This is a genomic window from uncultured Marinococcus sp., assembly GCF_947493875.1.
In the GTDB taxonomy this organism is placed as follows: Bacteria; Bacillota; Bacilli; order Bacillales; family Marinococcaceae; genus Marinococcus.
In genome coordinates this window covers 83,603-106,750 of record NZ_CANLSU010000003.1, presented here as the reverse complement: position 1 = coordinate 106,750, position 23,148 = coordinate 83,603, and the positions used below count along the sequence as shown (strand labels likewise).

The window sequence follows — 23,148 nt, the reverse complement described above, 5'->3', positions numbered from 1 at the left end:
ATGCTTCCAAAATGAGTCGAAGATATTTCCTTCTAACACTTCTACTAGGAATGTTATCCATCTTTTGCTTTTCAGCTGGTTTTATCATCCCTCATCTCGGCTTTTCGGCTATCTTTTTCGCTCAAGCTGGTGTGCTTTTTTACACCTTTTTTGTATTAATGTCTATTCTTTATCCCTCTAAGGAATAGTTTCTCCCTAAGTTCTATTTCTCGATCTCGCTTTTTCACTTGTAGCTTCCCGTTTTCTATTTCACCAGAAATATTCATCATGTCGACGTTACCGATGATCATTTACATCATTGTGCTTATCGGGAGGAGCTTCAAGTTTTAAATGACTACATACTACGCCTCCCCCAATTAATCATTTAGAAGAAAAGCGTTTATCCCAGATTCTAAAAAAATACGTCTGAAAGAAATAAAATCCCTATAAAAATAATGGTACTGCTCGCTAATAAAATGCCCAGCCCCATTAGTAAACGGTTATTAATAGCAAAGGCAGCCAGAGTTGCTAACAGCCCAGTAAAAAATGTTACGCCGACAGTAATGATAAATCCGTAATCGACGAAGGCATAATAATAGGAAGCCAGCCCGGAGATAAATAGCAACCAAAAAATAATAAGATAAAAACCTCTCGATTCTTCCATTATATCCCTCCGACTTGCTCTTACTTTTATCGTTTGATCTTGATTAAGAAAACTGCTTTAATGTCGATCATCCTTTTTTCTTTCCATGGTTTCATGGTCCTTCCTCCTACCCGGTGAAAATATGTAAAATAATCCCTTTTTCTAATAAATCCATCATACATGAAAAAAGCAAAAGCTTAAATTTTCTCGTATTATTCTAAGAAATCGTATAATAATCATTTCTAATAAAAGAGAAGAAAATCGATCCTTTTCTTCCGACGGGCATCGCCTCTGCAATTATATATGCTTCAAGCAAGGAGATATTTCTAAGAATGGTGATATTGGCGAAGGGGATGCTTTTCGATTGAATATCATTTGCGAATAAAAGTTTAAACCATGAAGAAAAAAGCCAGGGAATATTCCCCCAGCTTCTACTTATAAGGAGTATCATTCGATTTTTAGTACAGACCGATTGATGCTTTCAAGTGGTATTTCATTGTGAAGATGGCTTTCATCCGGTGTATTATTTTATGTTAAACGGGCCCGGATCTTTCCAGAGACAATGTCCACAATTGTAACCATCACGATGATCCCAAGTAGAATAATGCCTACCCGTTCCCAGTCACGGGTCTGAAGAGCAAATATCAGCGGAGTGCCAATGCCGCCAGCACCGATAACTCCAAGTACCGTCGCAGCCCGGAGATTGATTTCAAGCCGATACAGGACGAATGAAAAGTAGCTGGGGAGCACCTGTGGCAGCACGGCGAACCAAAGTGTTTTTCCGTGATTGGCTCCTGTAGCCATTAAGGCTTCCCGGGCGGCCAAATCCGCCGTTTCAATGTCCTCACTAAACAATTTACCAAGCGATCCGATTGTCCCGATACCGAGAGCGAGTACACCGGCAAAGGCACCTGGTCCTACTGCTTTAATAAACAAGAGGGCGAGAACGATTTCCGGGAACACACGAATGAATGTGAGCACGAACTTTGATGAACCGGAAACCGGTTTGATTCGCATGATGGTCCGGGCTGCCAGTAAGGCGAATGGCAGACAAAAAAAAGCGGCAATGGCCGTTCCCAAAAGCGCAATCGCAAGCGTATCCAGCAGCCCTCGAATGAGATCTTCCCCGGCAGGATCATACACATAGCCCCAGTCCGGTGAAAAAATCCCGGCGATAATGGAGCCGATAATTTCGACAAACGTTTCTTTGATTTCAAGCAGCGGGAGGCCCGCAAAAGCCCAGATGTATAGAAGAGCCAGAAGAATGAACCCAGCGTACAGCTTCCATTTGTTTTGCTTTGGCGGCGCTGGCCAATCGGTTTGCATTGTCATGCCAGACGTTCCCTGCCTTTCGTGCTTAAGTAGTCAATCAACATAACGACGAGAAGGGTTAATAAAATAATGGTAGCCACCCGGCCGTACTGGAAGAATCCAAGGGTGCTTTCGTAGTACAAACCAATACCGCCGGCCCCAACCAGGCCGAGGATAGCAGCCGCGCGTACGTTTACTTCAAGCGAATACAAAGTGTACGATAAAAAAGAAGCGGCAATCTGCGGGAAAACCCCAAAGGCAATCCATACGATTTTATTGGCCCCTACGGCAGTCATCGCTTCGAGTGGCGCCTGGTCCACCGATTCAATCGTTTCATAGATCAGCTTGGAAATGATGCCAAGCGAGAAAAACGTTAATGCAAAAACCCCGGAAACCGGGCCAATGCCAAAAACGGCAACAAACAGAGCCGCCAAAAGAAGGTCAGGCATCGTACGAATTAAATTCATCACCATCCGTGCCGGCAGCGTAATCCAACCGGAGGAAAAAACATTTCTGGCCGAAAGCAGGGCTATGGGCAGAGCCAGAATGGCCCCAAAAGTAGTCCCCAGCAAAGCCATGCGAATGGTTTCGAAAATCGGTGTTATAACATTGGCGATGTACGAAGGCTCTGGCGGCCACATCTGTACGAGCAGATCACCAATGTTTGGAATGCCTGACCACAGCTCCGCAAACGAAAATTCCACCTGCCAGGCGCTTCCCATTAAAATCAAAATGATCAGGGCTGCTGTCAACAGGTGCTTCAGCCTGGACGGTGGCTTGGGAATGTCGTGTGCCTGAATCGTTGAGGTGCTCATTGAACAGCCTCCTTCTGTTCATGGTCACTGTTCTGCTTTTGGTCCTCGTCTTCCAGAGATTCTCCGTATATGCCCATAAACCGCTTCGGCGTTGCTTCTTCAATCGGCCCATCAAACACAACTTCTCCCGCCTTCAGGCCAATAATTCTTGTCGCGTACCTTCGTGCTATTTCCATCGAATGCAGATTTACCACCATCGTAATACCAAGATCCCGATTGATCCGCTGCAGATCATCCATCACCTGCTTCGTCGTTAACGGATCCAGCGATGCTACCGGCTCATCGGCCAAAAAGATTTTCGGTTCCTGAGCAAGCGCCCTTGCAATGGAGACCCGCTGCTGCTGGCCGCCGGAGAGCTGATCCGCCCGGACGTACGCTTTATCCAGCAGATTTACGCGGCGCAAAGCTTCAAATGCGATACCTTTATCCTCTTTGGGAAACAGGCCGAGGATCATTCGAAGGGTGGAATGATACCCAACCCGTCCGGCCAGTACGTTTTTTAATACGCTTGAACGCTTAACGATATTAAACTGCTGAAAAATCATCCCCACATCCCGGCGGAGAGTGTATAGTTTCTTGCCCCTCGCTTCCGTGATCGCTACGCCGTCAATCTCCACGGTTCCTTCCGTTACATCATGCAGCCGATTTATTGTCCGGAGAAGGGTGGACTTTCCGGCTCCCGAGAGTCCAACAATCACGACAAATTCGCCCTGTTCGATGGTCAAATCAACATTGTTCAGTGCTTTGGTTCCATTTTTATATTGTTTTGATACCTGCTTGAACGTAATCATGTATGCCTCCCCTTTTAATAACAAAAAGAGACTGCCCGGACAGACAGCCCCTCGCTGCAGACACTATCTGTGTCTTCTGTTTATTCGTTGCCCGTAAGGCCGGATACTTTATCCTCATACTCGCGGACGACGTCAAAATTACTGTCCTCGGATTCGACATAGCCTTCATGAGAATAAATATCTCGTATGATTTCCTGGCTTTCGTCATTCTCGCCGAGAGAAATAAAGGCGTCAGCAATATCCTGTCTTATGTCGCCTTCAATTTCCGGCCGAATTGACACGGTATCGTTTGGAATTTTTTCAGTGTATTCCAGAATTTTTGTGTCCTCAAATACGGATTCATAGTCTTCCGATACGGTGTTGCGCGCATCCTGGAACGTGACCGCTGCATCCACGTCGTCGTTTAAAAGCGATACAATGGCCTGATCATGTCCGGTCACCGTTACCGGCTCTACATCCTCGAGCGGCTTCAGGCCCGCATCCATCATTTCAGCAGCCGGCCATACAAAACCGGCAGAGCTTGTGGTATTTTGATACGCCACTCGTTTTCCTTTCAAGTCTTCAATGCTTTCCATATCGCTGTCTGCATCGACTACAAACTGGGAAAGGTAGTAATCCACCAGCTCATCGGTCTCTGCTCCGTCGTCGTTCACTCCGTAACGCTGTGCTTGCAGAAGCACATCTGCCGCTTCCTGCTCATGGGCAAGTACGTACGCTGTAGGAGGGAGAAAGCCCACATCCACCTGATCAGAATTCATGGCTTCAACGATGGAATTGTAGTCTGTAGAGACACTTACCTCTACGGGGATACCCAGCTCTTCACCAAGAAGATCCTCAAGTGGCTTGGCTTTCGCTTCAAGCGTATCCGCATCCTGGGAAGGAACGAACTGAACCCGAAGTTCTTCAAGCTCCTCCGAGGAATTTCCTCCAGAACCGGAGGCGCTTGTATTTCCTTCACTGCCTTCGCTTTCTTCTCCTCCGCCCGAAGATCCGCAGGCTGCTGTCACCATAACAGCTGAAGCCAGTGTAAATCCTGCCATCCATTGCTTTTTCATGAAAATTCCTCCCATGTGTTATGTATCTTTTTGCGAGTTCAGAAAAATCCAGTGGTTTTTCCAACACATCGTTCAGTATAAATGTTTTTTGGAAGTTATTGGCTATATTTACAAAAGCTTAAGACTATTTGAATAAACTATTTACATTTTCTGTTCATGATAACAGTAATCACCAAAAAAAGGATCAGAGGATTGTTGCCATTCCCCTGATCCTTGATTACTTCCATTTTTTACTTTCCATGACTAACGTCGTAGCTGCTCATATAGGTGAGCAAATGATTGGTCACCGTTTTTCCTTCTTTTGCTGAAGCGTAGTTGACAGTTGCCTGCCATTTTCCAGCTGCGGCTTGATGATTCGGCGCCTGCTGGACTTTTTCTGCCCGCTTCATTAATTGCTGAAGTGCTTTTTCATCAGTGATCCAATTTTTCGAGTCAGCCTCAGTCATTAAATCATCCAGGTCCTCCGTATCAAGAAGGGCTTCTACGGGATAAACTTTTCTGCTTCATTACCGGCCGCATCCACTGCGGTTACCGTCAGTTCATGCTCTCCGGGAAGAGCTGTCAATGGAGGCAGTACTTCGCCTCTCCAGTCCCCCAAGGCATATTCAACAGATACGGAAGACCCGCTGTTGTCTGTGATTTCAGCTTTCGGGGCCCAGGCTTCTGTGACAGAAAACCGGCTGTCTGACAGCCCCGAAATTTCTGGTGCGACAGTGTCTTGCTCCTTCGCCTGCTGAACGTCCGCTTCGGTTGTTGGCTTCACCTGATACGTGCCCTGGTAAATGGATGAAATGCCTGTTACGTCTACCGTATCCCCGTTTGAATAAGCTTCGTTAAAGTCGGAATAACTGTAGCCTGTCCGCCCGTCGACGCGAATAAGCGTTTCGGTATTATCATGCTCAAGGGTAAATTCAAACGAATTGCCGGCCTGTTCGATGTTTGAAATGGTGCCGTTCTGAAGCTTCACTCGTTCTCCCTGATTTTCTTCTCCAACCGTTGTCACAGTTTGTGCTCCGGGCACCTCTTCTGTACCCAGTTTTTCAATCGCAACCGGATCTATCAGTTCCTTTTCCGTGTTATAGGTTGTTACGGGAGCCGTGATGGCGACACGGTCGCCTCGCTTCCACTCCCCGCTGCTTTGATAGACGTAAATGCCGGCACTTTCATCCTGAAGATAGAACCCGTTGGAACCATACAGCCCCGGGTCTGTCGTAATCGTTCCTTCGACGGTCACGGTTTCTCCATCCGCTGCATTTCGGGCATTCGAAATCGGAACGGACTCCGTTTCCTCTTCCGGATTTTCCTCTGAGGCACTGTTGAAATCGACTGATTCGGTGTATTTATTGTTTCCATTTTGCCGGATGCGCATATGGGCATTCTCTGCGGTATGCTCTGCAGTACGAATGGTTAACGCTGTCTTTGCCACCCCATTTTCATCTGCGGTGATCGAGAATGCTTCACTGTAGCCATAATCCGATGGCCAGCTGCCGTCCTCATTTTGTACCTGGGCCACCTGTTGGCCCCCGTCTAAATAAATGCCCAGGCTGAGACCGGATACCGTCTCTCCCGGCTCGACATTATCTACCTCTACTTCTACTGTAAAGCTATCTCCAGTCGGCAACGGCGACAAATGATTAAATGTATATGAAGGATCTTCCACTGGCGCTTCATCTGAACCATAGGAACCAGGAGCAAACGTATCCGGATCATACCAGAGATAACCATCGGCCGGCTGGCTCCACGGTTCTGGCTCTGGCTGCGTGGACTGCTGCGGTTTTTCTTTTTCCAGTATCGGGGACGGCTCATCCAAGGATACATCTGTTTCGTTCAAAGACGTATAGCTTTCCTGTTCAGCCAGCCAATCGACTGTCTGTACAAGCAACTCTGCATCGTCGGCTTCCGTGAACCCGTCGTACGTACGCTTCGTATCCCCCGTCTCTTCCCGTTTGTACTTCGGTGTTGCATCTTCGACCGGGGAGGAGTCTCCGATAAAGGCTGCTTTGCCCTGTTCTTTTTTAGAAACTGCCACGAATGGTCCTTCCTCTATGCCGCCTCCGTGATAGATACCTTCGTCGACGGAAGGCCCCCACTTATCGGCTTCTGTCAGGTTATCAGGTAGATAGACAATGCCCTTTGCAAGCTCCGGATCCGTAATGGCCACCGTAGAGCCTGCATGCATCGCTACTTCATCGATCCCTTCGGTAATACCAAACGATTCCTCCGGAGACACCACCTGGTCAGCGGTAACGGTCCCAGGGGAATTATAGCGGAAACGGACGCCAAATTCTTCTGAAAGCCAGTCTGAACTTTCAACGCCCTGCATCGACTCTGACGCAGCTTCGTCTTCACTCATTCCTTTTGTCGGTTCGTTAAAAGCTCCCCGGCGATACCCATTCATGATTTCCGACGAATCCCAACGGTTTTTATTGCGGTCGGCATTATAATGATCCGAAATAAAGAAAATACTGCCCCCCTGCTCGGCGTATTGCTCAAGTGCTTGTTGTTCGGACGTCTTTAGCGGTATATTTGCTTCTGGCATCACAAACACATCATAAGCACTTAAATCGCCAAGGGAAATGGGATCCTCCTGTCGAAGCTCCCGGACTTCGTAGCCTTCGTCCTGCAGGGCTTCCCCGAAATCGGAAAACGCTCCATCGATCACCCAGTCAGCTGCACCGGCTGTCTGGCCATGCGAATTGTCGAAGAGTACCTTTTCTCCATTAGGATTCTCCGGCAAAAGCTCCGGCGCAGGGTCTGCGGGTCCTTCTGCTTCGGCGGACGTGGCTCCGCCTAAAATTAAACCTCCTGCCACGACAGTCAATGATACGGGATACACTAATCGTTTATTCATATGTATGCCCCCCTTCTTTAGCAACCATACTAAAGAAACTTAAAGGAGGAATTAATTTCCTGTAAAGCCAGATTAAAATTTTTTGGTTTTTAAACTAAAGCTTTGATACTTGATCGAAAGGAATTAATTGCCCCTCCCTTTAGAGGGAGTCTATTTTCGCTTTCTTAAACATGAGATATCCTGAAATAGCTTGGAGGATAGCTGGGAGAACAGTTAATAACGAAAGGAGCGAAGCAAACATAAATATATTTGCAGACATTCGATGATTATATTTGGCCGTCCATAATCCCACAAGGGTGACGATGATAGAGACAAAAACAATACCTATGGGAATATATTTATAATGGTTCACCGTTTCTAAAAAGTCCGTGGCAAATTGACTATGAGACACTTCCAGCGTTCCATTAGCTTGAGCACGCTGAATTTTTGGATCCAGCATCCGTGCTTCCACCGCTAAAGATCGAGCATATGTATTTTTGGCTAAAGGTTCTAACGTTAAAAGGACAAAGGCCACGTAAAATAACACAGCAACAGCTGCTGAAGATAACAAACGAACAGTATTAAAAGAACGTCTCATTCATTGTTCCTCCTCTATTGCAGGAAAGAATTTTGAAGCTTCTCAGTAAAATTCTTAATGCTAATTTTATTTTATGTGTTTAACGCAGAAGCATTACTTGCTGAGGAACATTACTTCCATCTAACTCTTTGAATTAGAATTGAAAATCCCCGTCATTCATTAATACAGTTTCCTGCCCGTCTTTTTCGACACCCGTCACCTTCATATCTTCTGTGCCAAAGGCGATATTGACCGACAAAAGGGATGTATTCAGTCCTGCTGCCTCCAACGCTTGCTCCGATAGGCTGCTGCCGTGTTGAAGGTTGGAGGGGGAGGCGTTACCGAGGCCAACATGACAAGCCATGTTCTCATCAAACAGGGTATTATAGAAAAGCATATCTGTTTGAGCAAGAGGCGAATGACTCGAAACCAGCGCAATCTCCCCTAAATGCCGAGCACCTTCGTCGGTTTCAATGAGATGCTGTAATGGTTCCTGGCCAGTGGCCGCAGCATAGGACGTGATTCGCCCATCTTGAAAGGTGAGGGAAATATCCTGGATGATCCTTCCCTCGTGCACGAGCGGTTTTGTAGCTACGATCCTGCCATTGACCTCATGTTTATGGGGAGCTGAAAATATTTCCTCCGTAGGAATGTTCGGAAAAAATGGAACTCCCTCGGTGTCTGTCACTCCACCGCCGAGAAAAGCGTGATTTTCCGGCATGCCGACGATCAAATCGGTTCCCTGGTTATTAGTAAAATGCAAAGCGTCAAACTGTCGATTGTTGAGAAACCTTTTCCGGGACTCGAAGTCTCTGTCATGGTTTTCCCACTCTTCGATGGGATGGCTTCCATCGGCACGCGCTCCGTGTAAGACGACCTGCCATAACGATTGCAGCGCTTCTTCTTTCCTTAGATGGGGAAATACTTTCGCCGCCCAGGCGAAGGACGGAACAGCCAACAGACACCAGCGTGCCTCGTGGGATCTCATCTTTGCGTAATATCTCTCCAGTTTGCTGCGATAAGCCTGTTGAAAGCGACTGATTCGTTCAGGGGAAATATCCGCAAAGACATCGAAGCTTTCAGAGATGAGATGAATGTAGGCGGCCCCCGCATTGTCCCATTCGTTCACGCGAGCCTGCTTCCAATCAGGAAAGTGATCGATAGCTTCTTCCGCAGCATGAAGATAAAAGGCCCGGGCCGACCACTCATCCCTCCAGTCCATCACTACACTGGAAGCCCCCGCTTCGTAGGCTGCCATTTGGACAAGACGCGCAAAAGCGGCATGCTTGATATCACTATGTATCACTACTAATTGATTCTTCTGTACATTGATTCCCATTCGTATCGAAAGCTCGGCATATTTTTTTAATGATTCGTCGCTGATAAGCTCTTTGCTATCGTCCATTATCCCTCACTCCTTTTCATAAAAACTGTTACATCCCCCACCATTGATAACCAAGCATAACAAGCATTAGCCAAGCAACCGTTGCGCCCACCCCCCACCAATCATACAAATAATTATCTTTATTGTTGCTCTCCTGTTTCCATAAGTAGGTACTGATAGCCATGTACAGCAAAAAAAGAGGAAAAATAACCACAAGAAGGATGAGATGGCCTGGAACCCTTTCCAGATTAATGATAAACAAAAAGGGAACCATAAGGACGGAAAACCAAAGGGTTATCCTTCGATGCATATCATTCGCGTAGCGTTCAGAACGTTCGTGACCATTGCGCTTCCTATACCATCTTCGGGCCAGCGTGGCAATCAGAGCGACGCCGCCAAGAATCAATCCCAGGCTTAAAACAAGCTCTAAAAGAAACCACCAATTTTCACTCATGACTACCTCCCTTCTCCTTTTCATATCTCCTGCATAATATTACCCAATAAAAGGAAAAATCGTTTCTCAGATAAGGAAAATGGTGATGATAAAAGTTTCTTGAAAAATGCCTACTTTTTAAATTATCTGTGTAAACCTAATAAAATTATCCAAACACGCAGAACGGAAGTCGCTTTCAAAATATGGTCTTAAGCTTTTGGAGGATAATTTTTATAATAAGATCCTAAAAAACCACCGCCAAGGATAATAAAACCTCCTATAAAAACGAGAATATTCCATTCCCCGGTCCTAACTCCAGCAGCAATAAATAAAATCGTATAAACGCTTAATACTATCCATGCCGAACGCTTGAGCACTGTCTTCATGTCCTGCCCCCTTTCTCCCTACCGGTTTTTGAGCTGTTTATTCAGTATCTTTTCGATGATATGGACATTAGAATGAGCTTGAATTGACTTTAGTTTAGTTGTGATTTACATTATTTTCAAGAAGAAGTGTTACGCTTAAATGGAGAATTCAGGTTATATCTTCTTCTCTATGTTTAATATTCTTGAGGAGAAAACGCTGACTTGGAATAATAAAAAACAATCGTCATTGTCAATGTCAAAACTCCAGAAGTTCCCATGATTCTCCATAAAATTGCTTACGTTACGAATTGGATTTTTATTATTATTGGAATTTTATTGCTTCTCCCCGTGTTTTCACCTCTAAATGGAGATTTCATTCAAAACAACGATATTTTTTCTATGTATCAAGAAGCATTCGGCTTTCTGGGCGCTTTGTTTTCGTTTTGCTTTTTGGATTATTCGCTTCCTGCCTGGCTTTCCTACTGCAGATCAGGCATCTGATTATTCTGTCTCTGCCCCTGTTCTTCTCGCCTTTTCTTTGGATTGGTTTTATGTTTCTGTCTTAATTAAAATATGCCTGGAGGAGAATATGTTCCTCCAGGCATATTTTTAACTTCAACAGCTATGGACTCGGCGGAAAAAACACATAGTACATACCAATAAAAGGGCTTGCCATAAAAATGAGACCAAAAATATACACAAGAAGGTTCCAGTCCCCCGTTTTTATACTGTAGGCCAGAAACACGAGCGTATAGAGTGCAAGTACAACATATAAGCTGCCTTTAATGAATGTTTTTATATGCATATTTCCCCTGGCTCCTTACATATCTTAACCGGTAGTTTTTTGTCTGCGAATTAGCATAGCCTCAAAGAAAAATCATTCTTCCACATCTGTTGGCTCAAAAAAATATAACATTATTGGTTTTTCAGTTTGATTAATTCCTTCAGCGTTCTTAATTAAAACAAAAGGCATGAAAAACCCCCAGGAAAAATAAAGCTGCGCGGGCGTATTCCTGGTCAAGAAGTTCAAACTGGGCCTCTGGCGGCCAGCTTAATGTTCCCTTCCATCTGGCAATTGCATGATTGCCGTTCTTAATTTCTCCCCAACCAAACATTGATTTATATAAATAATATATCTCATTGTTAAAGGTAAAAGCTGTGCTCTCTCCCAGTTCAAATGCTTTGTTATCCAATAAATGCACATATTGTGTTTCATTCTGACCATAATAGTAAACATCGTATTGTCGTTTTTTAAGCGGTTGATGCATTTTTGCTTCCATCAAAAGAACGCCCTCTGAGTTAATCACCCGGTATCGATTTGTGAGGGTCGTCGAAAAGAGGTTCTCTACCAATTTCATCAAAACATTGGGATAATACTTTTGAATAAATCCCACCAACTCGCCCTCCCGATAGATATGTGACGCTTTGTCAGAGAATGCATTATACATTCTGTATGTATATTTCATTTTTAAATTCCTTTTTTTATTGTGGTCTATAATGGAAAAAGAGGCATAACAAAGGGATTGACCACGTTATGATCCGGTTTCTCTGTATGCTTCTTATTTCTTCATTTATGTCTTCTTTTGAATAAAGATTTTATGTCCCAAAAATGTGGCGGCCACACCTGCAACCACAGCTATACTCAATAGAATTACCAAAGGCGGCGATGCCCAGGCGTCGACAGAAAATACAGTTAAACACACCACCAAGGCAACGAACAGCCCCAATAAACGTTCAAATTTCATCCAAAAACCCTCCTAAATGACCTATCCATCAACAAACTTCCTGGCATTTAAATCAGATTTTCAAGCTTCCATAAATTTTTTCCGTTTTTCGTAACGAACGATTCTTACAACACTTCCTATAACAATGATCGCGCTCAGTATTCTGTACATGATAGTGCTCCGACCATCAAAGAAAGGAAAAAAAGTACTTCCAAATATAAATAAACCAAACACTATTAATACAATGCTGAAAATATACATAAAGGATTTCATGGCTAACACACCTGCAATTTAAATATTATTTGATAAAAATGCATATAAAACACAGTATCAGAGTTTTCTCTGTGCATTCTTGCGGTTAAATTTCCAAATCACCTCCGCCTCTTGAAAGCAGTTCGTTAGCCACCCAATGAAACAGCTGTTCAATAAATTCATTATGGTAGCCGAAAACGGCAGAAACGAAACCATAGACGACGAAAATGGCCAGTAAAATAAGAAAAAAAGCACCAATAGGTAATTTATCGAACTTTTGCTCCTTTTTTCGGGGCTGCAGTGGGTCTTCGAGACGTTGCTTGCGATCTTGATACGTATTCGGTCCCCATTTACTCAAGAGAATCACCCTTTTCCTGTACCTATCTGAATTGAATTTCTACAATTGCCTTATGTGAACTATATACAAAGCTAGCAGGCAGTATGCCTATTCACACGGCTGCTATTTATGCCTTAATATAGGCTTGTAGCATTCAAACCTTCCTTTAAATATTTTCCCATATTATGTAATAAATGCAAATGAATTAATTTTTCCTTAATTGTTTTTGCAGAGCTTTGTAAATTTCACTTTATGTAGAACCAGAACTACAGCACAGGGCTTACCTTCAATCGAAAAAGGACTGTCCTAATTTTTGGACAGTCCCTTTAAATTTGTTTTCGATTTTGTGCCTCAGGATTCATCGTAAATGAGGCTTTGGATTGCTTCTGCTGATACATATGAGCATCGGCCCGCCGGTACAGCTCTTGAAAATCGCAATGCTCCGGTGTTATCCGTGCCAGCCCCAGCGCCGCTGTTATCGGCAGCTGCATAGTCTGGCCGGCACTCTGGGCCAACTGCCGCACGGTCTCCACCGCCTCGGCTTCGCTCATGTGAGAGGGAAGATAAATCATAAACTCGTCCCCACCAATGCGGGCGGCGGATGACTCCGGGGGCAGTGTTGCCTGCAGTTCTTCCGCCATTGCCATCAATACCTGATCCCCGCATTCATGACCGTACGTATCGTTCATGGTTTTAAAATTATTCAGGTCAATTATACCGATCCATCCGTCGGTCGGCGCCTTCTGCTTCCACCAGTTCAGCCATCCGGACCGATTGGCCAGACCTGTCAAATCGTCGGTATGAGCCTGCTCCTGCCAGTGAGTAATCCATATCCTGTGCCGGTGCACAGCTACTGCCGCCAGGCAGCCAAAAGCGAGCGTCAGCCCGTGAATGGCTACTACGCCCCCGGCTTCAAGCATTTCGACGCGGGTCATGGACATACTCAAGCTAGCTAAGAGGGTCGCTGCAAACACCGTGCCCCCCGCCACATTCAGGCGCCATGAGGCCGACAGGGCACTTAACACCCATAACACCTGTCCGTAATGCACCAGTGGACTATGAACCACCCCGCCGGTAGCTATGACAGCTCCCGCCCACCAGCCCATACTTCCTATCACGTAGAATGTTAAGAGCATGGACTGCTGGCGTTGAAAACCACGTCGAATCAAATAAAGCCCGGCGCTTATAAACATTAGCCATGCTATAAGAACCGGCCACGGAAAATCCACCACTACGATACTGTCGAAGAATAAAACACCTACAAACAGCAGATAGAGAGTATATAAAACAGCTCTCTCCCGTTCCGTCGATAAAAAACGAAATATATATTCAAACCCCGGTGCTTCCCACGACGACTTACGCATACGCTGCATGAAAGCTTTTGGGAGACATGATGTATTTTAAAAAATTTATATTATTTTTTGAAAGTAAAAAGCATTTATCGCAAATGGCTGGCATTATGCATTCCTCCCGAACATCATATACTCTTTATATCGTCCATCCTCATGGATTTTTCACCCCGTCTGTGTATTACGGCGTTTCTTTTGGCAGGATTTTCGTTCATTTTTTACGCATTCAATAGCTTCAGACATTATTTGACAAAAAACCTCTCCCTGGCCATTATAGATACTACAATAAATGAATATTCGTTACATACAGGAGTCACTTTAAAGTATTTGAGGAGTGTTAATGATGGTCTATCAAATTTTCGGCAGGGAATTACTGCGGGTGCTATATTTGTTTTTAGGTATCGGCCTGGTTAGTTTTCTTCCTTTATTTTTTAGTGCTCAGGGAATCATTTGGCCTTCTTCCCATACATGGGCAGAGGCTTTGAATCCTCTCACCAATCTTCAGCATCTTACCTATGTTCATCCGGATTCCGGAGTTGAACGTGATCTTTTCCCCTTCGTTTTCAAACCTTTTACGTTGTCCATAACCGTATTTATTTCGGCCTGGGCCCTGGCGGTTGGAAGCTCATTTCTGCTGTCCCTGGGGCTCCAGCACGTTTCTCATCGGGGGAAAAAGGCGATTGATGCAGGCCTTGCTTTTTTACAAAGCATCCCGGATGTCATCTTTATTCTTGCCGCCCAAATGCTGGTCATCTGGCTGTCTCAAACGTTTCATTTTACCCTTCTGAGCTTCACAGGAGCAGGGGACTCCACGGCGATTGTCCTGCCCGTACTTATTTTAGCAATCGTTCCGACAATATACTTGCTGCACGCCCTGATGGAATCAATTGAAAATGAAACTGCTGAACTATATGTAGAATTCGCCCGCAGCAAGGGACTTTCTAAAGGGCCCCTTCTTTGGAGGCATATCCTTCGGAATACACTTTTATCGGTCGCCTACCGGTCAAAATACGTCGTCAGTATGCTTGTTAGTAATTTATTAATCGTGGAATATTTGTTTGAAAACGCCGGAATGACGCAATTCCTGTTTTCCTTCACGCAGCCATCAGTATTTCTGGTGACAGCTGTTCTCTTTTTTCTGCCTATTTATCTATTGTTGAAAGTCGTCGAAGGAAGTACAAATTTAATAACTAATCAGAGCGTGCATCTATGAAACAGCTCCTACGGAAACCACTGCTGCTGCTCAGCTTTCTTTTCCTTGGTGGCACACTGGCTGCAAGCTTTATTCACTCTGTCTTTTTCGATTCGCACATCCCCCGGACGCCATTTGTCACTGATGATACCGGTACGCTGCAGGGGCCTCCGTTTGCGCCTTTTGACCACTCCATACTCGGAACGGATTCGTCGGGCAATCATCTTTTGTTTTACATGCTTCAGGGCGCAAAGTATACAATGCTTGGAACGCTTGCTATCACTATTGTTTGCATGATCATTGCTTTTGGACTCGGGGCCTGGATGGGGCAGCTTAAACGTTACCGGCGGGTACATAAAGCCATCGAACAGATCCTTATGATTTTTTACTTTGTGCCAGCCGCATTGATCATTTATCAGGCGCTTTTCCCGTTACTGTGGGAGTCGCCCGATGGGTTTGCTACGTCACTGCTCTATAGGCTCATCGTCGAATCCATATTCATCAGCCTGGTGCTCGTACCTGCGCCTGCTATTCTTATTGCCAACGAAGCCTCCGTCATTAATCAACGGGAATTTGCCGTAGCTGCCCGTCTAATGGGAGCATCCTCCTGGCAGGTATTTTGGAAGCATATTTTTCCCAGTCTCCGCGTCTCTCTGTTTACGCTGGGGTTCGCCACTGCTATTCAGGTTATCCTGATTATGACTCACCTCGGCATTTTCAATCTCTTTTACGGCGGCACCGAGGTTAAATATGGAATGGGCGGCGGCCCTCCAACCCCCGTGGTTTATGATTGGGGATCGCTTGTTGGCATGTACCAATACACTCTACAGCTGAACAGCGCTTACTGGCTTGTGCTCGTTCCGTTGATTGGCATGAGCCTGTTTGTCCTTGCCCTCAGCTGTATGATTAAAGAAACAAAGAAAATAATGTAATGAAAGCATTCCGCCTATAATTCTCATCAATTTCTCATTTTCTTATTAAAAAATACTCATCTCACGGCATTATAATGAAAACATAGCAACAAACGGGAGTGACCAAATCATTCCTGACACGTAACAAGAATTCTCACAAACAAGGATAAATCACTCAAGGAGGCATTCTTATGAAGTGGAAACTCGAAGAGGCGTTTCACCGCTTAAACAAACACGCCGGCGAAGAGGTATCTACATTCTTAATTCAGGGCGAGCCGGCATTTTTATATCTGAATGCCAAAGAAGAACAAAAACTGCAGGATGTATTCTATTTTCTCCGCGAAGAAAACTTTGTGCATTTCGACACTGTGGACGATTCCTCCCGGCGCGGACTCCAGACCCACGTTGTTCTTGAAGCCATCCCCCTGCCGCGATTGATGCAGGTGTGGGAAGAGATAGAGCCTTCGTAGCATATGTAATTAAACACCCTTCATTAGAACGCTGCACAGTTGAACAAGATATTAATAAAGAAGGGACGATCCAAATTAATGGTTCCTTTCTTCTTTATTACGTTTCTTTTTATGGTGCTTATATTCGAAACCTTCAAGAATTTTTATGGAAAAGCGAAACATAATAAAATGAGTACGGAATGGGATCCGTACTCAAACATAAACGTATTAGATATTTTCATCTATTTCTAGTAAAAACCAATGTTCCTTCTAAGCTATTTTCTTACGCCGATAAAGTAGTCCAGCAAGCGAAAATACAGTCAGCAGTCCCCCAGCGATTACGTAAGACAGCTGATTGGTGGACGTTTCAGGAAGTTCTCCGCCCTCCATGTCCTCAGATTCTGCAGCTTCAGCACCGTCTTCAAGTTCTGCCGGTGAGGAAGGAGTTTCATCTAATGCCCAGTAAGCCGGCTTTACGTCATAATCGATATCAAATACAAAAGGAGCATCTTTTCCCGGGGTCTCCTGGTCTTCGAATTGATCGTCGAGCCATGTATGGTTATCAGCAATTCCCCAGAACGTTACATTACTGATTTGATCATCTAAATCTGTAAATGACTGAAACAGATCCTGATACCGCTCCGCCTGCTGATCCAGTACCTCGTCAGGAATTTCCTCATAGCTCTTGTATTCACCACTCGGAGGGTACGGGTAAACACTCATATCAAGTTCAGTAATCTGATTGTCTAAGCCAAGATCGGTGAATAACTCAATAGATTCTTCAATGCTTTCAGTTTCAGGCCATGAAACATTAATATGCGTTTGGTGGCCTACCCCGTCAATTGGTACACCTTCATCCTGGAGCTCCGTGACGAGATCATACAAATACTCTTTTTTCGGTGACTCATTGGTATTGTAATCGTTGATATACAGCTGTGCGTCTTCCCCGCCGTATTTTCGTGCAGACTCAAAGGCGGTTTTAATATATTCTTTTCCTGTAATCTGATACCACGGTGATTCCCGCAGACCTTCATCATTCTCGGCATTTGGATCAATAACTTCATTGACGACGTCCCAGGCATCAATATCATCTTTATAACGAGTCATTACGGCCTCGATGTGCGTATCAAGCCTCTGCAAAAGCAGCTCTTTGTTTGCTTCCTGCTGCTCGGGATCGGTTTCGTCTACCATCTCATTGCCATCTTCATCGAGAAAAAACCAGTCCGGAACCTGCTGGTGCCACAGTAGCGTATGGAAGCGAAGCTCCATATCATGCTCGTTGGCAAATTCAACAATTTGATCGGCTTCCTCCCAGTTAAATTCCCCTTCTTCCGGCTGAAGGGAGATTGGTTTCATCACGTTTTCCGCAACTAGACTGTTATAATGCTTTTCAAGAATTTCCCCCTGCGTTCCTTCTAAATGCTCTGGTTCTACCGCAGCCCCCATTGGAAAATATTCACTATAGCTTTCCTTTAATGCTGGTACTTCCAGTGCCGATACATTTTCTCCCTCGTCAGCAGAAGCAGTGGGGCAGCCACTGCTGATTAAAGCCACAGCCACACCGGAAGCGATAAATTTTTTATTGTTTTTCATCATATCCCCCTTAATAGTTAACCCCTGGATTCATACTGAAACAATCTGACCCCCCTTTCAAAAATGAAAGCGATTTCAATACAATGCCATGCTATCATATAACATTTAGTTGGTATACCTAATAAACAAAGTTTTCAAAAAAATTAAAAAAATAGTAAAATAATAAGTATATTTTTTATTATTACTTGGTTTAAGTATAATTACTCACTATTCTTTGTTTACCTAATAAATTATATGCTGAAATTTTAATTGGGGCTTTCAATTAGTTTTCATTAAGAAAGACTGTCCCATTTGGAACAGCCTTTTCTTCTAAATAAAATTTTTAATTTCCGCTTAGTGGTTTAAATCTTGATAATTCAGTTAAATATTTGCTTCCTCTTTTTAATTAAAGGTTCTCCCTATTCCTTAAGGACCCTACACCAGATTTCCACCTGCTGGGTGGTCTCAATAGTCCGCAGCTTCTCGAGGTGAATTTCATGATCCTCCAGGTGCTCAAACAGCCGCAGTCCCTTGCCGAGTATGACAGGCGCAAACGAGACCTGCAGCTCATCCGCGAGCTTCGCCTTTAACAGCTGCTGGCCAACGTCCGCCCCGAGCACCACAACATCTTTTTCTCCGGCTGCTTCTCTGGCCTGCTGGACCGCGCTTTCAATGCCGTTCGTCACGAAGGTGATTGTAAGGTTTTCATTTTCCCTGGGATGCTTCGCCGGCGGACGGTGCGTCAGCACAAACAACGGCACCTGAAATTCGTAATCATCCGCGTAGGCATCCGGGTCCGGACTTTCATCAAAGCTGTTCCGGCCCATTACCACAGCTCCTGTATTGGCCATCGCCGCTTCAATCACTTCATTCGGCTCAAAGCTGGCATAAAGCTTCCCCATCTTTCCGTGCCGGTCATTAACATACCCATCCAGCGATAAAATCATGCCCAGACATACCTTTGCCACCATCTTCCCTCCGTTTCTTTTTTATTCTTTTCTCCTTTGCCTTCCTGGAATCCTTTTAAATCATTCATATAAAAAGCTTGAATAATACATTCGTCGAACGAACAATTTTTTCTTAATATGACACACAGTTGTCCTATTTTGCATGGTACAGTAAGTCCAACAGAAGGAAAGGGGAACATAGTCGATGAAACAATGTTTATGGCCGCAAAGCAGTGAACGTTTGCAAGCGTATCATGATGAAGAATGGTGCAGACCCGCCCGGGATGACCGGTACATTTTCGAGATGCTTACGCTGGAGGGGGCACAGGCTGGCCTATCGTGGAATATTGTATTGGCGAAACGACAGGCTTACCAGTCTGCCTTCAACAACTTTGACATCGAATATTGCGCCGGCCTCACGGACGCGGATTTGGAAGCAATCAAAGAGAATTATCAAGTCATCAAGCATTTTTCGAAGCTTCAATCGGTTCGCTCCAATGCGGAGGCGGTACTGAAAATACAAAGGGAATTCGGAAGCTTCGCCGACTTTCTGTGGAGCTATGTGGATTTCCAACCAATTATCAATAACTGGACAGCCGACACGGAAATTCCTGCCCAGTCCTCTTTATCCGTCCGAATCAGTAAGGATCTTAAAAAAAGAGGCTTCAAATTCATGGGCCCGGTCATTACCTATTCCTTTCTGCAGGCGGTTGGCATGGTCGATGATCATATTATCTCCTGCAGCTTTCACACGCTCAATATTAACTGAAAAATTGCTGGGAAAAAGCTACGAGTATACCGGTTTTACCATTAGCTCTATAGGGAAAGTACAACAGCATACGAGGCAGCAATGGATGGATACTACAGCCGATCCATAAGCCAGGAAAAGAGGACAATACTTTTTCTGGCTTTTTCTTTGTTTATGGAAAAAATTTCAATCCGGTCTTTGGCTACTCCCATTTAGAAAGAAGGGAACCCTTTGAAAAAACCACGACTGATGTATTTTCTGTCAGGAACCCTGCTTGCAGCTTTCCTTTTTGGCTGTACGAGCGAAAAAGAAGCTCCCCAGGCATCAAATGCCCAGGGAGCTTCCATTGAGGATGAAGATGACCTGCCCGAGAAGGATGTAGAAGAAAAGCCCGTTTCCCAGCCGGAGCCTCAAAGGGAAAATATGTCTTCTCCTACACCCTCAGAACTGGACGTTGAAAAAATAAGGAAGGAGCTTCTGATGGACGATACGTGGGTCAAGCTGCCTTCACAATTTCCCGGTCAGCAGGACAGTCAGACTCAGGGATCGGTAGCTTCCAACAACTCAGCTACCTACAGTATCCAGTATCATACCCGTGCCGGGGAGCCCTTAGCACACGTTACTGCTGCCCGGTACATGGATGCGCAGGAAGCCGTCAGTGAAATCGAGGCCTTTCAGGAAGGGAAAACTGTTAATCCCTCCACCCCGGGGGTGGAACCCTTTCGGCACGGCTTATCCGGGCACGCGAAGGAAGGTGCAGACCAGTACCGCTTCAGCGGGCGACAGGATCAGTGGCTGGTGAGCCTCTCTTCCTCCTCCTCGGCAAATCTCGATCAGACAGACGTGATCCGCCAAATGGCACAATACCTAAAGCGCCATCCTCTACCTGCTTCTGCTGACCAGGGAGTCGTCGATATTTATTACGCTCCGTCCAGTGACGATGTCACTGTGGACATCCGCTGGCAGGAAGGGAAAACCGTTTATGCGGTACGAACCAGCCTCCCGCCAATTGAATCCTTACAGATCACAAATTCCATGAACTAAAAAATTTCCCATTTATTTAATCGACCATTAACCAAAAAAAGCTCTCCCATTGTAAATGCGGGAGAGCTTCTTGCTTATTTATGCTTTTGTGCGGTAGCTTGTATTGTGGTCCTGAAGGGTTTCGTCCTGGCCGAATAGGAAGTGCTTTTCCATGTTCGGGGAGTATTCTGAGCTTATTGTCTGCAACCCGGCAGCTTCTGCTACTGAGCGCAGCATAGCCGGGGACGCTCCGCAGCACAAACCGATATAGTTCACGCCGCCGTCTGTCGCTTCCTTCGCCCATTCCGCCAGTTCATACCGGTTATGGTAAAGCGGCTCCAGTGCGGTAGGAAACGTCGTTTCCAGAGGAGTGTGGCAGCTGCATCCGGAATCAGGTAAATTAAAGAAGGTAGGATGACTCTCTGTTGTCCGGTAAGGCACAGGAAGAGCCGCCACATATCCATCAACCGTTTCCCGGATCTTCTCCACGTACGGCTGCATAGTATTAGGACCGCGGAAGCAGTTCATCCCGACTACCAGCGCACCGCTTTCGGATAAAATGCGGCAGGACTCTTCCACTGTATAGCCGTCCCGCAGAACATTTTCGCCCATTAATCCCAGGGTGACGACGGCTGGCAGTCCCTGCTTTTGAATTTCTTCAAGGGCAATCAGCGCTTCTTCGTGATAATAAAAGGTTTCGCCTTTAATGTAGTCGACGCCTTCCTCACTGCACCAGCCAATCATTTCGGCAAACATCTGGCGGACTGCGGTTTTGGAATCCTCATCGTCCGGATTGAAAATATTTGTGTTGGAAATATTGCCTGCAACGAGCGCCTCTTCCTCCGGGTGCTCCTGGGCCACTTCCTTTGCCAGCCGGATCGCCTGACGGTTTAACGGCTCGAGCAGATCCTCTTTTCCGATAATACGCATTTTTTCGCGGTGGGCGTTATACGTGAACGCCAGTATGACATCCGAACCGGCGCGCATGTAATCCCGGTACGTCTGTTTTAAGGCCTCAGGGTTTTCCAGTGCCACCTCCGGCACAAACGTGCCTGCCTGTAGATAGCCCCGACGCTCCAATTCAAATAAGTATCCTTCTCCTGCAATAACCGGCCCTGCCTCTAAACGCTCCTGTAAACTTCGCTTCATTCATTCTCCACCCTTTTCTCTGCCTATTAAATATTCCTAACTGCTCTCCCTCTGGCAACCGCTTTTTTTGTATTTTCAGTCATTAATACGAAAACCACGTCCGTATATTCCAAAGAGTTGCATCTAATATACGCAGGCCGTTTTTTTCATGTCAACCGAATATGCGAAAGTTTTATAATTTCTGATAAATGTTTATTTTGGAGAACAGATATAAGCACTTGAAATTCAAAGCTCCTCGCGGAGGCAAAAGACTCTCCATGGGGCAATTCATTTTATGCTGATTCGATGTTCAATCCAACTTTCCCCATCTGGCTCGCCGTTTCGATTCGCTCAAATGCCTCCTGGAATTGATCAAGGGCGAAGACATGATCAAGCACGGGCCTGATGCTGTGTGCTTGGATGAAATGCAGCATTTCGGCGTACTCCTCTTCGCTTCCCATGGTCGTTCCCAATAGATGGAATTGGCCGTAGAAAAACTGTCGCAGGTTCAGCTCCACCACGTCGCCGGCCGAAGCCCCGTAGGTTACTACGGTTCCTCCCGGCCGTATCTGCTCCAGGGACTGGTGAAAGGTCGCTGCTCCCACGGTTTCCACTATGAGGTCCACCTTTTCGTTTCCGAGCGCCTGCCCCCAGTCTTCTGTGCTGTCGATAGCTTTGTCTGCTCCGAGTGCCAGGGCCTTCCGGCGTTTTTCGGCCGACCGGGACGTCACATACACGACCGCACCCACCGCTTTCGCAAATTGCAGCAAAAAGGTACCGCCCCCGCCGCCAATGCCCGGGATGAGCACCTTCATCCCAGCCCGGGCCCGGCCCTTGGTAAACAGGGCCCGGTATGCTGTCAGCGCGGAAAGCGACAATACACCCGCTTCCTCCCACGTCAAATGAGCTGGCTTTGGATAAACGTTAGCTGACGGGACAATCACCTGCTCGGCAAATGTGCCGTGACGTGGATGGCCAAGAATGGAAAACTCCTCAGGCGGAGCGTCACTGTTGGTCCTCCAGCCAATTGCAGGATTGATGATCACTTCATCCCCGGGCTGTAGCGTCTGAACGCCGTTTCCAACCGCTTCCACTACCCCGGCCCCGTCAGAACCTGGAATTAAAGGCGGCTCGTTTGACTGGTGGCGCTCCAGCACAAACAGATCCCGGTGATTGATTCCTGCCGTCTTCATCTTTACGACTACTTCATTGAACGCTGGTTCTGAAAGCTTCGTCTCCCGTACCGAAAGGCCCTTCACTCCTGCTGCGCCTTCATGCATCAGTGCCTTCATTGCTTCTGCCTCCTCTTCTCAAGAATTCCGGCTCCTGCTGG

Annotated in this window: 25 protein-coding genes; 5 read left to right on the top strand and 20 right to left on the bottom strand. The window is 45.8% G+C overall.

Features of this window, described 5'->3' with window-relative positions; all coding sequences use genetic code 11:
- Positions 1-391 precede the first annotated feature (391 nt).
- From Q0757_RS06165 to Q0757_RS06090, 16 genes are all read right to left on the bottom strand, one after another.
- Positions 392-643, bottom strand: a complete 252-nt coding sequence (locus Q0757_RS06165; protein WP_298785503.1) for a hypothetical protein — start codon at positions 641-643, stop codon at positions 392-394.
- Positions 644-1,150: 507 nt separating this feature from the next.
- Positions 1,151-1,948 (bottom strand): phosphonate ABC transporter, permease protein PhnE, encoded by a 798-nt coding sequence (gene phnE / locus Q0757_RS06160; RefSeq protein ID WP_298786149.1) that lies wholly within the window; start codon positions 1,946-1,948, stop codon positions 1,151-1,153.
- 2 nt (positions 1,949-1,950) lie between these two features.
- Positions 1,951-2,748 carry a phosphonate ABC transporter, permease protein PhnE gene (phnE, locus tag Q0757_RS06155; RefSeq protein WP_298785502.1) on the bottom strand — a complete coding sequence of 266 codons (798 nt, stop codon included), beginning with the start codon at positions 2,746-2,748 and terminating at the stop codon, positions 1,951-1,953.
- Positions 2,745-3,539 (bottom strand): phosphonate ABC transporter ATP-binding protein, encoded by a 795-nt coding sequence (phnC, locus tag Q0757_RS06150; protein WP_298785501.1) that lies wholly within the window; start codon positions 3,537-3,539, stop codon positions 2,745-2,747. Before phnC ends, phnE (Q0757_RS06155) begins: the two co-directional genes overlap by 4 nt.
- Positions 3,540-3,619: 80 nt before the next feature.
- Positions 3,620-4,594 carry a phosphate/phosphite/phosphonate ABC transporter substrate-binding protein gene (locus tag Q0757_RS06145; protein WP_366139517.1) on the bottom strand — a complete coding sequence of 325 codons (975 nt, stop codon included), beginning with the start codon at positions 4,592-4,594 and terminating at the stop codon, positions 3,620-3,622.
- 230 nt (positions 4,595-4,824) lie between these two features.
- The gene (locus Q0757_RS06140; protein WP_298785500.1) at positions 4,825-5,040 is read right to left on the bottom strand and encodes a hypothetical protein; all 216 of its coding nucleotides are present in this window, start codon (positions 5,038-5,040) and stop codon (positions 4,825-4,827) included.
- 35 nt (positions 5,041-5,075) lie between these two features.
- Positions 5,076-7,445 carry an endonuclease gene (locus Q0757_RS06135; RefSeq protein ID WP_298785499.1) on the bottom strand — a complete coding sequence of 790 codons (2,370 nt, stop codon included), beginning with the start codon at positions 7,443-7,445 and terminating at the stop codon, positions 5,076-5,078.
- A gap of 139 nt (positions 7,446-7,584) precedes the next feature.
- On the bottom strand, positions 7,585-8,022 hold the full coding sequence (locus Q0757_RS06130; RefSeq protein WP_298785498.1) for a DUF4064 domain-containing protein: 438 nt from the start codon (positions 8,020-8,022) through the stop codon (positions 7,585-7,587).
- A 133-nt stretch (positions 8,023-8,155) separates the two neighbouring features.
- Positions 8,156-9,406, bottom strand: coding sequence for an aminopeptidase (locus Q0757_RS06125; protein WP_298785497.1), 1,251 nt, complete (start codon positions 9,404-9,406; stop codon positions 8,156-8,158).
- Between the two features lie 28 nt (positions 9,407-9,434).
- The gene (locus Q0757_RS06120) at positions 9,435-9,839 is read right to left on the bottom strand and encodes a hypothetical protein (RefSeq protein WP_298785496.1); all 405 of its coding nucleotides are present in this window, start codon (positions 9,837-9,839) and stop codon (positions 9,435-9,437) included.
- 188 nt (positions 9,840-10,027) lie between these two features.
- Positions 10,028-10,204 carry a hypothetical protein gene (locus tag Q0757_RS06115; protein ID WP_298785495.1) on the bottom strand — a complete coding sequence of 59 codons (177 nt, stop codon included), beginning with the start codon at positions 10,202-10,204 and terminating at the stop codon, positions 10,028-10,030.
- A gap of 601 nt (positions 10,205-10,805) precedes the next feature.
- On the bottom strand, positions 10,806-10,988 hold the full coding sequence (locus Q0757_RS06110) for a hypothetical protein (protein WP_298785494.1): 183 nt from the start codon (positions 10,986-10,988) through the stop codon (positions 10,806-10,808).
- A 148-nt stretch (positions 10,989-11,136) separates the two neighbouring features.
- Positions 11,137-11,577, bottom strand: a complete 441-nt coding sequence (locus tag Q0757_RS06105; protein WP_298785493.1) for a hypothetical protein — start codon at positions 11,575-11,577, stop codon at positions 11,137-11,139.
- A gap of 177 nt (positions 11,578-11,754) precedes the next feature.
- Positions 11,755-11,928 (bottom strand): hypothetical protein, encoded by a 174-nt coding sequence (locus Q0757_RS06100; protein WP_298785492.1) that lies wholly within the window; start codon positions 11,926-11,928, stop codon positions 11,755-11,757.
- Positions 11,929-12,265: 337 nt separating this feature from the next.
- Entirely contained in the window at positions 12,266-12,517 is a 252-nt protein-coding gene (locus tag Q0757_RS06095; RefSeq protein WP_298785491.1) for a hypothetical protein, read from the bottom strand.
- Positions 12,518-12,822: 305 nt separating this feature from the next.
- A complete protein-coding gene (locus Q0757_RS06090) occupies positions 12,823-13,869 on the bottom strand; it encodes a diguanylate cyclase (RefSeq protein ID WP_298785490.1) in 1,047 nt (348 codons plus the stop codon).
- A gap of 319 nt (positions 13,870-14,188) precedes the next feature.
- On the opposite strand from Q0757_RS06090, the gene Q0757_RS06085 reads away from it, so the two are divergent.
- The 3 genes from Q0757_RS06085 (at position 14,189) to Q0757_RS06075 (ending at position 16,418) form a co-directional block, all read left to right on the top strand.
- Complete coding sequence (locus Q0757_RS06085; RefSeq protein WP_298785489.1) at positions 14,189-15,058, top strand: ABC transporter permease subunit; 870 nt, start codon at positions 14,189-14,191, stop codon at positions 15,056-15,058.
- The gene (locus Q0757_RS06080; RefSeq protein ID WP_298785488.1) at positions 15,055-15,969 is read left to right on the top strand and encodes an ABC transporter permease subunit; all 915 of its coding nucleotides are present in this window, start codon (positions 15,055-15,057) and stop codon (positions 15,967-15,969) included. The genes Q0757_RS06085 and Q0757_RS06080 overlap by 4 nt, the downstream gene beginning before the upstream one ends.
- A 170-nt stretch (positions 15,970-16,139) precedes the next feature.
- Positions 16,140-16,418 carry a hypothetical protein gene (locus Q0757_RS06075; protein ID WP_298785487.1) on the top strand — a complete coding sequence of 93 codons (279 nt, stop codon included), beginning with the start codon at positions 16,140-16,142 and terminating at the stop codon, positions 16,416-16,418.
- A gap of 249 nt (positions 16,419-16,667) precedes the next feature.
- On the opposite strand, the gene Q0757_RS06070 is transcribed toward Q0757_RS06075, so the two are convergent.
- The gene (locus Q0757_RS06070; protein WP_298785486.1) at positions 16,668-17,990 is read right to left on the bottom strand and encodes an endo-1,4-beta-xylanase; all 1,323 of its coding nucleotides are present in this window, start codon (positions 17,988-17,990) and stop codon (positions 16,668-16,670) included.
- Between the two features lie 398 nt (positions 17,991-18,388).
- Complete coding sequence (locus Q0757_RS06065) at positions 18,389-18,937, bottom strand: dihydrofolate reductase family protein (protein ID WP_298785485.1); 549 nt, start codon at positions 18,935-18,937, stop codon at positions 18,389-18,391.
- Positions 18,938-19,121: 184 nt separating this feature from the next.
- Here Q0757_RS06065 and Q0757_RS06060 point away from each other — a divergent pair, with 184 nt between their 5' ends.
- On the top strand, positions 19,122-19,685 hold the full coding sequence (locus tag Q0757_RS06060) for a DNA-3-methyladenine glycosylase I (RefSeq protein ID WP_298785484.1): 564 nt from the start codon (positions 19,122-19,124) through the stop codon (positions 19,683-19,685).
- A 210-nt stretch (positions 19,686-19,895) separates the two neighbouring features.
- Positions 19,896-20,708, top strand: a complete 813-nt coding sequence (locus Q0757_RS06055) for a hypothetical protein (protein WP_298785483.1) — start codon at positions 19,896-19,898, stop codon at positions 20,706-20,708.
- A 78-nt stretch (positions 20,709-20,786) separates the two neighbouring features.
- On the opposite strand, the gene Q0757_RS06050 is transcribed toward Q0757_RS06055, so the two are convergent.
- Positions 20,787-21,836 (bottom strand): homocysteine S-methyltransferase family protein, encoded by a 1,050-nt coding sequence (locus Q0757_RS06050; RefSeq protein ID WP_298785482.1) that lies wholly within the window; start codon positions 21,834-21,836, stop codon positions 20,787-20,789.
- Positions 21,837-22,108: 272 nt separating this feature from the next.
- On the bottom strand, positions 22,109-23,107 hold the full coding sequence (locus Q0757_RS06045; RefSeq protein ID WP_298785481.1) for a zinc-binding dehydrogenase: 999 nt from the start codon (positions 23,105-23,107) through the stop codon (positions 22,109-22,111).
- Between the last annotated feature and the right edge of the window lie 41 nt (positions 23,108-23,148).

Coding starts and splice junctions, on each gene's coding strand:
- Q0757_RS06080 (WP_298785488.1), top strand. CDS start 15,055: ATGAAACAGCTCCTACGGAAACCACTGCTGCTGCTCAGCTTTCTTTTC.
- Q0757_RS06140 (WP_298785500.1), bottom strand. CDS start 5,040: ATGACTGAGGCTGACTCGAAAAATTGGATCACTGATGAAAAAGCACTT.
- Q0757_RS06120 (WP_298785496.1), bottom strand. CDS start 9,839: ATGAGTGAAAATTGGTGGTTTCTTTTAGAGCTTGTTTTAAGCCTGGGA.
- Q0757_RS06045 (WP_298785481.1), bottom strand. CDS start 23,107: ATGAAGGCACTGATGCATGAAGGCGCAGCAGGAGTGAAGGGCCTTTCG.
- Q0757_RS06130 (WP_298785498.1), bottom strand. CDS start 8,022: ATGAGACGTTCTTTTAATACTGTTCGTTTGTTATCTTCAGCAGCTGTT.
- phnC (WP_298785501.1), bottom strand. CDS start 3,539: ATGATTACGTTCAAGCAGGTATCAAAACAATATAAAAATGGAACCAAA.
- Q0757_RS06100 (WP_298785492.1), bottom strand. CDS start 11,928: ATGAAATTTGAACGTTTATTGGGGCTGTTCGTTGCCTTGGTGGTGTGT.
- Q0757_RS06110 (WP_298785494.1), bottom strand. CDS start 10,988: ATGCATATAAAAACATTCATTAAAGGCAGCTTATATGTTGTACTTGCA.
- Q0757_RS06075 (WP_298785487.1), top strand. CDS start 16,140: ATGAAGTGGAAACTCGAAGAGGCGTTTCACCGCTTAAACAAACACGCC.
- phnE (WP_298786149.1), bottom strand. CDS start 1,948: ATGCAAACCGATTGGCCAGCGCCGCCAAAGCAAAACAAATGGAAGCTG.
- Q0757_RS06085 (WP_298785489.1), top strand. CDS start 14,189: ATGGTCTATCAAATTTTCGGCAGGGAATTACTGCGGGTGCTATATTTG.
- Q0757_RS06115 (WP_298785495.1), bottom strand. CDS start 10,204: ATGAAGACAGTGCTCAAGCGTTCGGCATGGATAGTATTAAGCGTTTAT.
- Q0757_RS06145 (WP_366139517.1), bottom strand. CDS start 4,594: ATGAAAAAGCAATGGATGGCAGGATTTACACTGGCTTCAGCTGTTATG.
- Q0757_RS06165 (WP_298785503.1), bottom strand. CDS start 643: ATGGAAGAATCGAGAGGTTTTTATCTTATTATTTTTTGGTTGCTATTT.
- Q0757_RS06050 (WP_298785482.1), bottom strand. CDS start 21,836: ATGAAGCGAAGTTTACAGGAGCGTTTAGAGGCAGGGCCGGTTATTGCA.
- Q0757_RS06135 (WP_298785499.1), bottom strand. CDS start 7,445: ATGAATAAACGATTAGTGTATCCCGTATCATTGACTGTCGTGGCAGGA.
- Q0757_RS06090 (WP_298785490.1), bottom strand. CDS start 13,869: ATGCAGCGTATGCGTAAGTCGTCGTGGGAAGCACCGGGGTTTGAATAT.
- Q0757_RS06060 (WP_298785484.1), top strand. CDS start 19,122: ATGAAACAATGTTTATGGCCGCAAAGCAGTGAACGTTTGCAAGCGTAT.
- Q0757_RS06125 (WP_298785497.1), bottom strand. CDS start 9,406: ATGGACGATAGCAAAGAGCTTATCAGCGACGAATCATTAAAAAAATAT.
- phnE (WP_298785502.1), bottom strand. CDS start 2,748: ATGAGCACCTCAACGATTCAGGCACACGACATTCCCAAGCCACCGTCC.
- Q0757_RS06070 (WP_298785486.1), bottom strand. CDS start 17,990: ATGAAAAACAATAAAAAATTTATCGCTTCCGGTGTGGCTGTGGCTTTA.